Below are 12,840 nucleotides of genomic sequence, written 5' to 3' on the forward strand. Positions count from 1 at the left end.
TGCCGCTATGTCTGGTTACCTGGATAAATCGCAGTCTCATGAAAACAGCGACGCCAAAGTACGGCGCAAGCTGCTTGATCAACGCCGTATGGAATACCGCCGTGCCATCGAGGCGCATGCCGAGCAGCGCCGGTTGCAGCAGCAATGGGTGGATTACCCAGAGCTGATCGCGGCTAACTACCTGGCTGGGAAGCAGGCGTCGGCTCGGCGAAGCGCTCCGCCAGGGCGTTGATCAGGCTGCGTTGATCGCGCACAAAGGCGAAAAATGCCTGGGCCACCGGCGACAGGTATTTGCCGCGCGGGTGCACCAGGCACCAGCTACGCAGCAGCGGCAGCTCGGCCACCGGTAGTTCGCGCAGGGCACCGCATTCCAGCTCGCGGCGCACGGCGTGACGTGGCAACAGAGCCAGGCCGAGGCCGGCGATCACCCCTTCACACTGTCCTTCTATAGAGCCGACCTCCAGGGTCTGGGCGAAGTGTGCGCGTTTTTGGTGGCAGTACTCTTCGCTAGCCTGGCGGGTGCCGGAGCCGGCTTCGCGGGTCAGTAGCGGGAAGGCGGTGAGGTCCTGCAGGCTCAGCGCGCCCTGGTGGCACAGCGGATGATCGGGCGGCGCCACGGCGATGATCGGGTTATTCAAGAAAGGTAGAAATTCCAGATTCATGTCCGTGGGCACCCGCGACATGATCAGCAGGTCATCGCGGTTGGCGTTCAAGCGCTTGATCGCCTGGCTGTGATTGGTCACCACTAGCTGCAGGTTAACTTCCGGGAATTGCTGGCGAAAAGCGGCGAACAGGTGTGGAACGAAGTACTTTGCGCTGGACTCAACAGCTAAGCTCAGCTGGCCTTGTAGCGAGCCTTGCAGGTCGGAGAGTTGCATGTCGAAGCTTTCCAGGCGGCCAAAAATATCCGCGCTGGCGCGTTGCAGGGCTTCGGCAGCCTCGGTCAGGTAGAGCTTCTTACCGACGTAGTCGAACAGCGGCTGACCGATCAGCTCTTCCAGTTGGCGAATCTGCAGGCTGACTGCGGGCTGAGTCAGGGCCATCTCCTCAGCCGCACGGCTGTAAGAAAGATGGTTGCACACTGAGCGGAATACCCGAAGCTGACGAAATGTCATACGCAGCAATGACTTACGCACGTTTATAACCTGTTGTGCTGATGATTTGTCAGGCAACTATAAGTCTTAACTAATACTAAACCCAATAAATACTGATTTTGGTTATTCATTCGGCGGGCGTAGTTTTAGCGCCTGACCGCGGTTGCTGTAGCGGTCACTCGTCGACCGCTGTTGTCGGTTGCCTGCTCACGTGATCGAGGATGCTGGCTCGTGATCAAGAAAATCCTGATAGCCAACCGCGGTGAGATTGCCGTACGCATTGTGCGAGCTTGCGCCGAAATGGGCATTCGCTCGGTCGCGGTGTATTCCGATGCTGACCGCCATGCCTTGCATGTCAAACGGGCCGACGAGGCGCATGGCATTGGTGAGGACCCGCTGGCCGGTTATTTGAACCCGCGCAAGCTGGTCAACCTGGCGGTGGAAACCGGCTGCGATGCCCTGCATCCCGGTTATGGCTTTCTCTCAGAAAACGCCGAGCTGGCGGATATCTGCGCCGAGCGTGGGATCAAGTTCATTGGCCCTAGCGCGGAAGTGATTCGCCGCATGGGCGACAAGACCGAAGCGCGGCGCAGCATGATCAAGGCCGGCGTGCCGGTCACCCCCGGCACCGAAGGCAACGTCGCCGATATCACCGAAGCCCTGCGCGAAGGCGACCGCATTGGCTACCCGGTGATGCTCAAGGCCACCAGCGGTGGCGGCGGCCGTGGTATTCGCCGCTGCAACAGCCGTGAGGAATTGGAGCAGAACTTCCCGCGGGTGATTTCCGAGGCGACCAAGGCCTTTGGCAGTGCCGAGGTGTTCCTGGAGAAGTGCATCGTTAACCCCAAGCACATTGAGGCACAGATCCTCGCTGACAGTTTCGGCAACACTGTGCACCTGTACGAGCGTGATTGCTCGATCCAGCGGCGCAACCAGAAGCTCATCGAAATCGCCCCCAGCCCGCAGCTAACCCCGGAGCAGCGCGCTTACATCGGCGACATGTCCGTGCGTGCGGCCAAGGCGGTGGGTTACGAGAATGCCGGCACCGTGGAGTTCCTGCTCGCCGAGGGCGAGGTGTACTTCATGGAGATGAACACTCGGGTGCAGGTGGAACACACCATCACCGAAGAAATTACCGGTATCGACATCGTCCGCGAGCAGATCCGCATCGCCTCGGGCCTGGAGCTGTCGATCAAGCAGGAAGACATCATCCACCGTGGCTTCGCCCTGCAGTTCCGCATCAACGCCGAAGACCCGAAGAACAACTTCCTGCCCTCGTTCGGCAAGATCACCCGTTACTACGCCCCTGGCGGCCCCGGCGTGCGCACCGACACGGCGATCTACACTGGCTACACCATTCCGCCGTACTACGACTCCATGTGCCTGAAGCTGGTGGTCTGGGCGCTGACCTGGGAAGAAGCCCTGGCCCGTGGCCTGCGCGCCCTGGATGACATGCGCGTGCAAGGGGTGAAGACCACGGCGGCCTATTACCAGGAAATTTTGCGTAATCCGGAATTTCGCAGCGGTCAGTTCAACACCAGTTTCGTCGAGGCGCACCCTGAGCTGACCGAGTACTCGATCAAGCGCAACCCGTCGCACCTGGCCATCGCCATCGCCACCGCCATTGCTGCCCACGCTGGCCTGTAAGGGAAGGAATCAGAACATGAGCACGCCCTCTTCCAAGAAGAAAATCACCGTCACCGACACTGTCCTGCGCGATGCCCACCAGTCGTTGCTGGCCACACGCATGCGCACCGAAGACATGCTGCCGATCTGCGACAAGCTTGACCAGGTCGGTTATTGGTCGCTGGAAGTCTGGGGCGGCGCGACCTTCGACGCCTGCATTCGCTTCCTTAAGGAAGACCCCTGGGAGCGCCTGCGCAAGCTCAAGGCGGCGCTGCCCAACACCCGCCTGCAGATGCTCCTGCGCGGGCAGAACCTGCTGGGCTATCGCCACTACAGCGACGACGTGGTCAAAGCCTTCGTGGCCAAGGCGGCAGTCAACGGCATCGACGTGTTCCGCATCTTCGACGCGATGAACGATGTGCGTAACCTGCGCGTGTCGATCGAGGCGGTGAAGGCCGCCGGCAAGCATGCGCAAGGCACCCTCAGCTACACCGTCAGCCCGGTGCACACGGTCGAGGCCTACGTGAAGCAGGCCAAAGCCATGCAGGCCATGGGCATCGACTCGGTGGCGATCAAGGACATGGCCGGCCTGCTCACGCCTTATGCGGCCTTTGATCTGGTCAAGGCGTTGAAGGCCGAGGTCGATCTGCCGGTGTTTATCCACAGCCACGACACCGCCGGCCTGGGTGCCATGTGCCAGCTCAAGGCGATTGAAGCCGGTGCCGATCATATCGACACCGCCATCTCCAGCATGGCCTGGGGCACCAGCCATCCGGGCACCGAGTCGATGGTCGCGGCGCTCAAGGGCAGCCAGTACGATACCGGCCTGGACCTGGCGCTGCTGCAGGACATCGGCCTGTACTTCCATGCCGTGCGCAAGAAGTACCACCAGTTTGAAAGCGAATTCACCACCGTCGACACCCGTGTGCAGGTCAACCAAGTGCCGGGCGGGATGATGTCCAACCTGGCCAACCAGCTCAAAGAGCAGGGCGCGCTGAACCGCATCAACGAAGTGTTCGCGGAAATCCCGCGGGTGCGTGAAGACCTTGGCTTCCCGCCACTGGTCACGCCGACCTCGCAAATCGTCGGCACCCAGGCGGTGTTCAACGTACTCGCCGGCGAGCGCTACAAGACCATCACCAACGAGGTGAAGCTCTATCTGCAGGGCCGTTATGGCCTGGCGCCGGGCAAGATCAACGAGCAGCTGCGCAAGCAGGCGATCGGCAGCGAAGACGTCATCGACGTGCGCCCGGCGGATCTGCTCAAGCCGGAAATGGCCAAGCTGCGTGAGGAAGTGGGCAGCCTGGCGAAATCCGAAGAAGACGTGCTGACCTATGCGATGTTCCCGGATATCGGGCGCAAGTTCCTCGAAGAACGCGCGGCTGGCAGCCTGACCCCGGAAGTGCTGTTGCCGATTCCCGAAGCCGGCGGTGTGGCCCCGGCGGGCGGCGAGGGTGTGCCGACCGAGTTCGTGGTCGACGTGCATGGCGAAAGCTACCGCGTTGATATCACCGGCGTCGGCGTGAAGAGCGACGGCAAGCGGCACTTTTACCTGTCCATCGACGGCATGCCGGAAGAAGTGGTGTTCGAGCCGCTGAATGACTTTGTCGCCGGCAGCAGTGGCAAGCGCAAGCAGGCCAGTGCGCCGGGCGATGTCAGCACCAGCATGCCGGGCAATATTGTCGATGTACTGGTCAAGGTCGGTGACACGGTCAAGGCTGGTCAGGCCGTGTTGATCAGCGAAGCGATGAAGATGGAAACCGAAGTGCAGGCACCGATTGCCGGCAGCGTCACAGCGGTGCATGTGGCCAAGGGTGACCGGGTCAATCCGGGTGATGTATTGGTGGAAATCGAAGGTTAACCTCGGAAGCCCCGGCTGTTTGAACAGGCATTTGAAGAGCTTTTTTGGGGCTTCTTTTTACATCGCCGGCGCGGGTTCTGCGTCTGGCAAGGGTTTTAGGCCATGTGCCTGAGTCCCGAGGGAGCCTTAGGGCTCCCTTTTTTTCGGTTATGCCCCGTCGCACGCTGCAAGGCTCTTGGCCGGGTAGCGTGCGAAACTGCGAGTAACAGCACAACTTGCGGAGGGGCATGACCATTTAGGCAAGCAAGAGGTGTGACGCTGCGAGCGTCTCCCTACGGGTAAATAGAACGAGGTATGCGCTGTGAGTCTGGATCCGGTAGTGCTGTTTTTTGTCTTCGGTCTCGCGGCTGGCTTGCTGAAAAGCGAGTTGAAGCTCCCGCCTGCGCTCTATGAAACCCTGTCGATCATGCTGTTGCTGGCCATTGGTCTGCACGGCGGCGTGGAACTGGCCGAACAAGCCAGCTGGCAGTTACTCGGGCAGGCGGCGCTGGTGCTGTTACTGGGCGTGGCGTTACCCCTGCTGGCCTTTGCCGTGTTGCGCGGCCTGGGTTTTGACCGGGTCAACGCGGCAGCCGTGGCGGCGCACTATGGCTCGGTCAGCGCCGGTACTTTTGCCGTGGTGGTGGCCTACATGCTGGCCAGGGGCATCGAGTTTGAAAGTTACATGCCGCTGTTTGTGGCGATTCTCGAAATCCCGGCGATTCTGGTCGGCATCCTCCTGGCCAAAGGGCTGGCGCGCGATACCGACTGGGGTGAGCTGGGCCGGGAGATCTTCCTCGGCAAGAGCATCATGTTGTTGCTCGGTGGCCTGATCATTGGCGCGATCGCCGGCAAAGAGGCAATCAAGCCGCTGGAGCCGCTGTACACCAGCATGTTTAAACCGGTGCTGGCGTTCTTCCTGCTGGAAATGGGCCTGATTGCCTCCGGGCAACTCGGCGCGCTGAAACAGTTCGGCCTGCGCCTGCTCGGCTTCGCCTTGCTGATGCCGCTGCTGGGTGCGTTGATTGGTGCATTGCTCGCGCGCTTTATGGAGTTGTCGCTGGGCGGTACTGCGGTGCTGGCGACGCTGGCCGCTTCGGCCTCATATATCGCGGTGCCGGCGGCGCTGCGTCTGGCCCTGCCGCAAGCCAACCCATCGCTGTCGCTGACCGCCTCACTGGGTATAACCTTTCCCTTCAACATCCTGTTTGGCATCCCGCTGTACCTGATGCTGGCCGAACAGCTCATTGCCTGGGGGCTCTGATATGAACGCACACACGCGCACCCTGCTCACCGTGATTTGCGAAGCGGCGCTGGAGAAAAAACTGGTCACCGACTTGCAGACCCTCGGTGCTCCCGGCTGGACCATTTCCGACGCCCGTGGCCGTGGTGCCCGCGGCGTGCGCAGCGCGGGTTGGGAGACCGAGGGCAATATCCGTCTGGAAGTCATCTGCGCGCGGGATGTGGCCGAGCGGATCGCCGAGCATTTGCAGGCGCGTTACTACGCCGATTTCGCCATGGTGTGCTACCTGGCGCAGGTGGAAGTGCTGCGCCAGGAAAAATTTTGAGCCTGTGATCAGCCGCATCAGGCAAGCGTCTACCTGCCATCGCCCGAGATGCACTCGGGCTTTGTGGTGAGCCTGAGCATGCAAGCGTTGCTGAATGAAATTCTCGATGAGGTACGTCCGTTAATCGGCCAGGGCAAGGTGGCCGATTACATCCCGGCGCTCGCCGATGTGCCGGCCAACCAGCTGGGCATTGCGGTGTACAGCAACGAGGGTGAGCTGTTTTGTGCCGGCGACGCCGATACGGCGTTTTCCGTGCAGAGCATTTCCAAGGTATTCAGCCTGGTGCAGGCCATTCAGCATTCCGGCGAAGCCATCTGGCAGCGCCTGGGTCACGAGCCCTCTGGTCAGCCGTTCAACTCGCTGGTGCAGCTGGAGTTCGAGCGTGGCCGCCCGCGCAATCCGTTTATCAATGCCGGAGCCCTGGTGATTTGCGACATCAACCAGTCGCGCTTTGCCGCGCCGGTGTTGTCGATGCGCGACTTTGTCCGACGCCTGGCCGGTAATCCCGAGGTGTCGGTGGATAGCAAGGTGGCTGACTCGGAATACCAATACCGGGCGCGTAACGCGGCGGCAGCTTACCTGATGCAGTCCTTTGGCAATTTCCATAACGACGTGGAAGCGGTGCTGCGCAGCTATTTCAGTTACTGCGCGCTGCGCATGAGCTGTGTCGACCTGGCGCGGGCGTTTTGCTTTTTGGCCAATGACGGCTTCTGTCAACACAGCGGCGCGCAGATTCTCAGCGCGCGGCAGAGCAAACAGATCAACGCAATCATGGCCACCAGCGGCCTGTATGACGAGGCCGGCAACTTTGCTTATCGCGTCGGTTTGCCGGGCAAGAGTGGCGTCGGCGGTGGCATCGTCGCGGTGGTGCCGGGACGCTTTAGTGTTTGCGTGTGGTCACCGGAACTAAACGCTGCCGGTAACTCGCTTGCGGGCATCAAGGCGCTCGAACTGCTGAGCGAGCGGATTGGCTGGTCAGTGTTCTAGGGGCTGACTTGGATCTGCGGCAAGTTCACGACACGTAGGGTGGGTTAACGGCGCAAGTCACCATTTTGCAGGTACTGCGATGCTGGTGCGCCGTGTAACCCACCAAGCGGTCTCCACTCATCTGGTGGGTTACGGCGCCGCCAAGGGCGAGTTAACCGAGGGTGATGGACTCAGCGCCCCACCCTACGGCTCTATACCATCAGCCGGCGATCAGCTCCTTGGCAGCCTGACGGTGGTCGGCGATCAGCTGCGCTACATCCAGGCCTTCAATTTGCCCGTCGATCACCCGCCACTGGCCGCCGATCATCATTCGGTCGGCCTTGTCCGCGCCGCACAGCAGCAGGGCGGAGATCGGCTCGTGGCTGCCGGAGAAGCGCAACTCATCCAGCTTGAACAAGGCCAGGTCGGCCTGTTTGCCCACCGCCAGTTCGCCGATATCGCTGCGTCCCAGCAGTTTGGCCGAGCCTTTGCTGGCCCAGCCCAGTACCAGTTCCGGGGTGATCTTCTCGGCACCGTAGCGCAGGCGCTGGATATACAGGGCTTGGCGCGCTTCGAGGATCATATTGGAGGCATCGTTAGAGGCCGAGCCATCGACGCCGAGGCCGATCGGCGCGCCGGCGGCTTGTAGGTCGAGGGTCGGGCAGATGCCCGAGGCCAGGCGCATGTTCGAGCTTGGGCAATGGCAAATACCGGTGCCGGCCGCGCCCAGGCGTTGGATTTCATCCGGGTTGAAGTGGATGCCGTGGGCCAGCCAGGTGCGTGAGCTGAGCCAGCCGACGCTGTCCAGATAATCCACGGTGCGCAGGCCGAAGCGCTGCAGGCAGAAGTCCTCTTCGTCGAGGGTTTCCGCCAGGTGGGTGTGCAGGCGCACGTCGAGTTTTTCAGCCAGCTCGGCGCTCTGGCGCATGATGTCCTGAGTCACCGAGAAGGGCGAGCAGGGTGCCAGGGCGATCTGGATCTGCGCGCCGTCGCCACGCTGATGGTATTGGCGAATCAAGCGCTGGCTGTCAGCCAGAATCACCTCACCTTGCTGTACGGTTTGTTGTGGCGGCAGACCGCCATCGGCTTCACCCAGGCTCATCGAGCCGCGGGTGAGCATGGCGCGCATGCCCAGCTCGCGCACTGCCTCGACCTGCACGTCGATGGCGTTTTCCAGGCCGCCGGGGAACAGGTAATGGTGATCGGCGGCGGTGCTGCAGCCGGACAGCAACAGTTCGGCCAGGGCGACTTTACTGGCCAGGGCTAGCTTCTCCGGGGTCAGGCGTGCCCATACCGGGTAGAGGGTTTTCAGCCAGGGAAATAGTGGTTGGTTGACCACCGGGCCCCAGGCGCGGGTGAGGGTTTGGTAGAAGTGATGGTGGGTGTTGATCAGCCCGGGCAGCACCACATGCTCGCGGGCGTCGAAGGTTTGCTCGCAGGGCAAGGACGGTTGTTGGCCGGCCTTGAGCAGTTCGACTATCACCCCATGTTCAATCACCAGGCCGCCGGTGGCGTCGAGGCTGTTGGCGGTGAAAATAGCGAGGGGGTTTTTGATCCAGGTACGGGTAGCAGCCATTGAATTGGCTCCTCTGAAGTGGGGTTCAGGTTAGCCAGCTCAGTGTTTACCCTGTCTGCTGATCCAGGTACGCGGACGGCTGAGTCGCCGGGCGTGGCGCAGACGATAACGCCGTGAATTATCCGCTGCAAGTTTGTTGCGTGTGCCGCGCCGTTAGCTGAGCAGTTTACGGTACTGCAAAAAACCCGAGCGTTCGGCGATACGTTCATACAACAGCATGGCTTTGCTGTTGCTCTCATGGGTCAGCCAGTAGGTGCGCGAGCAGCCTTCGGCCTTGGCTTGCTGGTAGACGTGCTCAATCAGCTTGCGCCCGGCACCGCTGCTGCGCACATCCTTGGCGATAAACAGGTCCTGCAGGTAGCAGTAGTCACCGCTGGTCCAGGTCGAGCGGTGGTAGATCCAGTGCACCAGGCCGATGGCTTTGCCCTCGTGCCAGGCCAGCGCCGCGTGCATCGGCTCGGCGGGGTCGAGGAAGCGTTGCCAGGTGGTGTCGCTGGTGGCGGCGGCAATCTCGGTCATATAGAAGCGCTGATAGCTCTGCCACAGAGGCAGCCAGGCAGCATGGTCGGCGCTGGTGATGGGGCGGATCTCGACGGGAATGCGAATCGACATGACGCTGGCTCCTCGGTTGGCTAAAGCCCTGAAACGTAAATAGCTGCTTGCAGGCTAGCTGCAAGCACGCTGGCTTCAATCGGCGCGTTCACCACAGACATCCAGGGCAAACCAGTGTTCCACTTCGCTCTGGCTAAGACCCGCACCGAGCAGGGCGAACAGCTTGCCCAGCGCCGCCTCGCGAGTCATACCACCGGCGGAGATCAACCCGGCGTTGGCCAATTGACTACCTGCAGCATACACCCCGAACTCGACATGTCCGTGTGGACATTGGCTGATCGCCGCCAGTACCACACCGCGATCATGCGCAGCTTTGAGCACGCCGAGCAGTTCGGCGTCATCCGCTGGGCCGGTGCCGCTGCCGTAGCACTCCAACAATAAGCCCTGCACGCCGCTGTTGAGTAATGCGTGGACGTGGCTCGCTTGGATGCCAGGGTAAAACGGCAATACGGCGAGGTTGACCGGCTGGCGCGGCTGGCGGTAGTCAATGCGCGCCGGGAGGCTTTTGGCCCGTGCGCTGTGGCGCTGGCGCGGTAGCACGTGGAAGGCGTCGAAGGCGTCGCTGCGCAGCTTGCTGACCCGCGCGCCGTGCAGCAGTGCGCCATTGAAGTACAGCTGCACGCCCGGCGTAACACCCGCCTGCAGCGCGCGCATGGCACCGAATAGATTGTCCCAGGCATCGCTGCCTTCGGCGCCGGCCGGGAGCATTGAGCCGCTGAGCACTACCGGTACCGGCAGGCCGAGTAATAGGAAGCTCAGGGCGGCGGCGCTGTAGGCCAGGGTGTCGGTGCCGTGCAGCAGCAGCACGCCATCGCAACCGTCCTGCTCGACGCCGGCGCGAATCGCCGCGACCATCGCCAGCCAGTTGTGCTGGTTCATATTGGCGCTGTCGATCGGTGGCAGCAGCTCGCGGAAGGTCCATTGCGGCAGTGGCTGGGCTTCCTGCGCTTGCTGGCTGCGCAGGCGCGCCTCGAAGCCGGACGCCGGGGCCAGGCCGGTGGCGCTCATCTGCATACCGATGGTGCCGCCGGTATAAAGCACCAGGAGTTTTCTACAACCCATATGAGCTCTCCGTGTTCACATTGTTCTTATAAGAAAACAGGGGGCTAAGCCCCCTGTTTGTCACAACCCGTGCAGCGTTTAGCGCTGATGCACGCTGTTGCCGATGTCCGCTTGGGGCGCGGCATTCTGCGAGTTAGCCGCCCAGACGGCTGGGTCGAGGTCCAGGTCGGCGAAATTCTTCGCATCCAGTACCGGTGACGCCACGCCTGCCTTGATTTGGCTGTCGTAGTCGCGCATCAGGCGCATACCAACCTTGAACAGCAGCGCCAGGGCGACCAGGTTGGTAATGGCCAGCAGGCCCATGGTCACGTCGGCGAAGGCGAACACGGTGCCCAGGTCCTGAACCGAGCCCCACAGTACCAGAGCCACTACCAGCACGCGGTAGACCATCACCGGCGCGCGCTTCTTGCTGAAGAAGCCCAGGGCGTTTTCACCGAGGTAGTAGTTGTAGATCAGGGTGGTGAACACGAACATCAACAGGGCGACGGTGACGAACACTCGGCCCCATTCACCGACCACGCTGGCGACGGCAGTTTGGGTCAGCACCACGCCGGCCATGTCCATGCCCGGCTGATAGACGCCCGACAGCAGGATGATCAACGCCGTGCAGCTGCACAGGATGATGGTGTCGATAAACACGCTCAGCGACTGCACGATGCCCTGGGCCACTGGGTGCTTGACCTCGGCCACGGCGGCGACGTTCGGCGCACTGCCCAGACCGGCTTCGTTGGAGAACAGGCCGCGCTTCACGCCCATGATGATCGCTGCGCCGATACCGCCGGCAAATGCCGGTTCCAGGCCGAAGGCACTGTTGACGATCAGCTTCAAGGTGGCCGGGATGGCCTCGACGTTGCTGCCGATCACGAACAGGGCCATGGCGATGTAGGCAAATGCCATCACCGGTACCAGCACGTCGGCGAACTTGGCGATGCGCTTGATGCCGCCGAAGATGATCAGGCCGATCACCGCGGTGAGGATCAGACCGCTGACATAGGTCGGCATGCCGAAGGTGTCATGCATCGAGCTGGCCACGGTGAACGATTGCACGGCGTTGAAGCCGAAACCGAAGGTCACCAGCAGCAGAATCGACACGACGATGCCCAACCAGCGCTGGCCGAGACCGTGCTCGATGTAGAAGGCCGGGCCACCACGGTAGGTGCCGTCGTCTTCACGGCGCTTGTACAGCTGCGCCAGGGAGCACTCGAAGTAGCTGGTGGCCATGCCGACCAGCGCCACGATCCACATCCAGAAGATCGCGCCCGGGCCACCGAGCATGATCGCCACCGAGACACCGGCGATGTTGCCGGCACCCACGCGGCCGGCGACCGAGAGCATCAGCGCCTGGAACGAGCTGAGCTGGCCGGGCTGGCGCTGGAAGGCTTCGGCGAAGATGCGGAACATGCTGCCGAAGTAGCGGAACTGGACGAAGCGCGAGGCGATGGTGAAGTACAGACCAAGGCCGATCAGCATCACGATCAGCAGCTTGCTCCAGATCAGGTCATTGAGAATATCGAGCATGGCAGCGCAGTCTCTCTTGTTGTTCTGTGAGGAGGAAATTTTCAGGGGCGGAATAGTTGAGCAGGCGGGCGTGTCGTGCAATTACGCAGGTGGCGGCGATATGACGCGAGTTGATGCTAAAATGGCGTCGCTCGCATCATCAGGAATTGCCGCATGTCCGATCACCTAGGGCCCAACCTAAAGCTGCTCTGCAGCCATTACCGCTCGATCGCCGAGGTGTGCCGCAAGCTCACGATCAATCGCGCCCAATTCAACAAGTACCTCAGTGGGCAGAGCCGGCCGACGGCCTACAACCTTAAACGTATCTGTGATTTTTTCGGGGTTGAGGCCTACGAGTTGAGCCTGCCTGCCGAGCAATTTGCCGACTTGATTGGTGTCCGCAGCGGTAGCCAGGACGCGCGGGTAAGCAGTGATCCCTTGCTGGAGTTTTTTCAGCCCCTGGGCGAGCACTCCAGCAGCTTGTCGCGCTACTGCGGCTATTACTTCGAGTACTCCAATTGCATGTCCGTGCCGGGGCAGATTCTGTTGTCGCTGGTACAACTGCGCGAGGAGCGCGGCAGTTTTCTGTTCGAGCGCCAAGAGCGCCAGGAGCCCTCGCGCGCCGACAGTGGCAAGGCGGAAGACTGGGTACGTTGCCGCTACCTGGGCGCGGCGTTTTTCCTGCAGGACCGGCTGTTCCTGGTCGACTACGAGTCGCTGACCGGCAATGAAATGACCCAGACCATTTTGATTCCCAGCTTTAAAAGCCGCATTACTCGTCTTAACGGCCTGAAAACCGGCGTGTCCAGCGGCGACCTGCGCACGCCTGCGTGCACCCGGGTGGTCTGGGAGTTTCTCGGCAATGACATCAACCGGGTAAATGCCTACCGTCAGGTCATGCTCTACAGCCCGGATGACCCGCGCATCGACCCCGACATCCGCCAGCGCCTGAGCGGCGCGCAGATCCGTAATGGTTTGTTCGAGATCGAGTGACGCGCC

12 protein-coding genes are annotated in these 12,840 nt (G+C 61.6%); 7 read left to right on the forward strand and 5 right to left on the reverse strand.

Features of this window, described 5'->3' with window-relative positions:
* Positions 1-7 precede the first annotated feature (7 nt).
* Positions 8-232, forward strand: a complete 225-nt coding sequence (locus Q0V31_RS06345) for a PA3496 family putative envelope integrity protein (protein ID WP_298185783.1) — start codon at positions 8-10, stop codon at positions 230-232.
* Here the strand turns inward: Q0V31_RS06345 and Q0V31_RS06350 are convergent.
* The gene (locus tag Q0V31_RS06350) at positions 174-1,136 is read right to left on the reverse strand and encodes a LysR family transcriptional regulator (RefSeq protein WP_298185785.1); all 963 of its coding nucleotides are present in this window, start codon (positions 1,134-1,136) and stop codon (positions 174-176) included. The two genes, Q0V31_RS06345 and Q0V31_RS06350, sit on opposite strands and share 59 nt — an antisense overlap.
* A gap of 189 nt (positions 1,137-1,325) precedes the next feature.
* Between Q0V31_RS06350 and Q0V31_RS06355 the strand changes: the two genes are divergently transcribed.
* The 5 genes from Q0V31_RS06355 to glsB all read left to right on the forward strand — a co-directional run bounded on the left by Q0V31_RS06355 (position 1,326) and on the right by glsB (position 7,115).
* Positions 1,326-2,741: an acetyl-CoA carboxylase biotin carboxylase subunit gene (locus Q0V31_RS06355; RefSeq protein WP_298185788.1), complete on the forward strand. Its 1,416-nt coding sequence runs from the start codon at positions 1,326-1,328 to the stop codon at positions 2,739-2,741.
* Positions 2,742-2,757: 16 nt separating this feature from the next.
* Positions 2,758-4,581 carry a sodium-extruding oxaloacetate decarboxylase subunit alpha gene (gene oadA / locus Q0V31_RS06360; RefSeq protein ID WP_298185791.1) on the forward strand — a complete coding sequence of 608 codons (1,824 nt, stop codon included), beginning with the start codon at positions 2,758-2,760 and terminating at the stop codon, positions 4,579-4,581.
* A 301-nt stretch (positions 4,582-4,882) separates the two neighbouring features.
* Complete coding sequence (locus Q0V31_RS06365; protein ID WP_298185794.1) at positions 4,883-5,824, forward strand: sodium-dependent bicarbonate transport family permease; 942 nt, start codon at positions 4,883-4,885, stop codon at positions 5,822-5,824.
* A gap of 1 nt (position 5,825) precedes the next feature.
* Positions 5,826-6,128 (forward strand): DUF3240 family protein, encoded by a 303-nt coding sequence (locus tag Q0V31_RS06370; RefSeq protein ID WP_298185796.1) that lies wholly within the window; start codon positions 5,826-5,828, stop codon positions 6,126-6,128.
* Positions 6,129-6,206: 78 nt separating this feature from the next.
* Positions 6,207-7,115, forward strand: a complete 909-nt coding sequence (glsB, locus tag Q0V31_RS06375; RefSeq protein WP_298185799.1) for a glutaminase B — start codon at positions 6,207-6,209, stop codon at positions 7,113-7,115.
* 199 nt (positions 7,116-7,314) lie between these two features.
* Here glsB and Q0V31_RS06380 read toward each other — a convergent pair whose 3' ends face one another.
* The 4 genes from Q0V31_RS06380 to Q0V31_RS06395 form a co-directional block, all read right to left on the reverse strand.
* A complete protein-coding gene (locus Q0V31_RS06380) occupies positions 7,315-8,670 on the reverse strand; it encodes an 8-oxoguanine deaminase (RefSeq protein ID WP_298185801.1) in 1,356 nt (451 codons plus the stop codon).
* Between the two features lie 153 nt (positions 8,671-8,823).
* The gene (locus Q0V31_RS06385) at positions 8,824-9,282 is read right to left on the reverse strand and encodes a GNAT family N-acetyltransferase (protein WP_298185804.1); all 459 of its coding nucleotides are present in this window, start codon (positions 9,280-9,282) and stop codon (positions 8,824-8,826) included.
* A gap of 75 nt (positions 9,283-9,357) precedes the next feature.
* The gene (locus tag Q0V31_RS06390) at positions 9,358-10,344 is read right to left on the reverse strand and encodes an asparaginase (protein WP_298185807.1); all 987 of its coding nucleotides are present in this window, start codon (positions 10,342-10,344) and stop codon (positions 9,358-9,360) included.
* A 78-nt stretch (positions 10,345-10,422) separates the two neighbouring features.
* Complete coding sequence (locus Q0V31_RS06395) at positions 10,423-11,862, reverse strand: alanine/glycine:cation symporter family protein (protein ID WP_298185809.1); 1,440 nt, start codon at positions 11,860-11,862, stop codon at positions 10,423-10,425.
* Between the two features lie 153 nt (positions 11,863-12,015).
* Here Q0V31_RS06395 and Q0V31_RS06400 point away from each other — a divergent pair, with 153 nt between their 5' ends.
* Positions 12,016-12,834 carry a helix-turn-helix transcriptional regulator gene (locus Q0V31_RS06400; RefSeq protein WP_298185811.1) on the forward strand — a complete coding sequence of 273 codons (819 nt, stop codon included), beginning with the start codon at positions 12,016-12,018 and terminating at the stop codon, positions 12,832-12,834.
* Positions 12,835-12,840 lie beyond the last annotated feature (6 nt).

The sequence above is a fragment of the uncultured Pseudomonas sp. genome (assembly GCF_943846705.1).
Classification (GTDB): domain Bacteria; phylum Pseudomonadota; class Gammaproteobacteria; order Pseudomonadales; family Pseudomonadaceae; genus Aquipseudomonas.

Bases quoted from the DNA above. Each gene is read 5' to 3' on its own strand.
- Q0V31_RS06345 (WP_298185783.1), top strand. From the start codon at position 8: ATGTCTGGTTACCTGGATAAATCGCAGTCTCATGAAAACAGCGACGCC.
- oadA (WP_298185791.1), top strand. From the start codon at position 2,758: ATGAGCACGCCCTCTTCCAAGAAGAAAATCACCGTCACCGACACTGTC.
- Q0V31_RS06370 (WP_298185796.1), top strand. From the start codon at position 5,826: ATGAACGCACACACGCGCACCCTGCTCACCGTGATTTGCGAAGCGGCG.
- glsB (WP_298185799.1), top strand. From the start codon at position 6,207: ATGCAAGCGTTGCTGAATGAAATTCTCGATGAGGTACGTCCGTTAATC.
- Q0V31_RS06380 (WP_298185801.1), bottom strand. From the start codon at position 8,670: ATGGCTGCTACCCGTACCTGGATCAAAAACCCCCTCGCTATTTTCACC.
- Q0V31_RS06385 (WP_298185804.1), bottom strand. From the start codon at position 9,282: ATGTCGATTCGCATTCCCGTCGAGATCCGCCCCATCACCAGCGCCGAC.
- Q0V31_RS06390 (WP_298185807.1), bottom strand. From the start codon at position 10,344: ATGGGTTGTAGAAAACTCCTGGTGCTTTATACCGGCGGCACCATCGGT.
- Q0V31_RS06395 (WP_298185809.1), bottom strand. From the start codon at position 11,862: ATGCTCGATATTCTCAATGACCTGATCTGGAGCAAGCTGCTGATCGTG.
- Q0V31_RS06400 (WP_298185811.1), top strand. From the start codon at position 12,016: ATGTCCGATCACCTAGGGCCCAACCTAAAGCTGCTCTGCAGCCATTAC.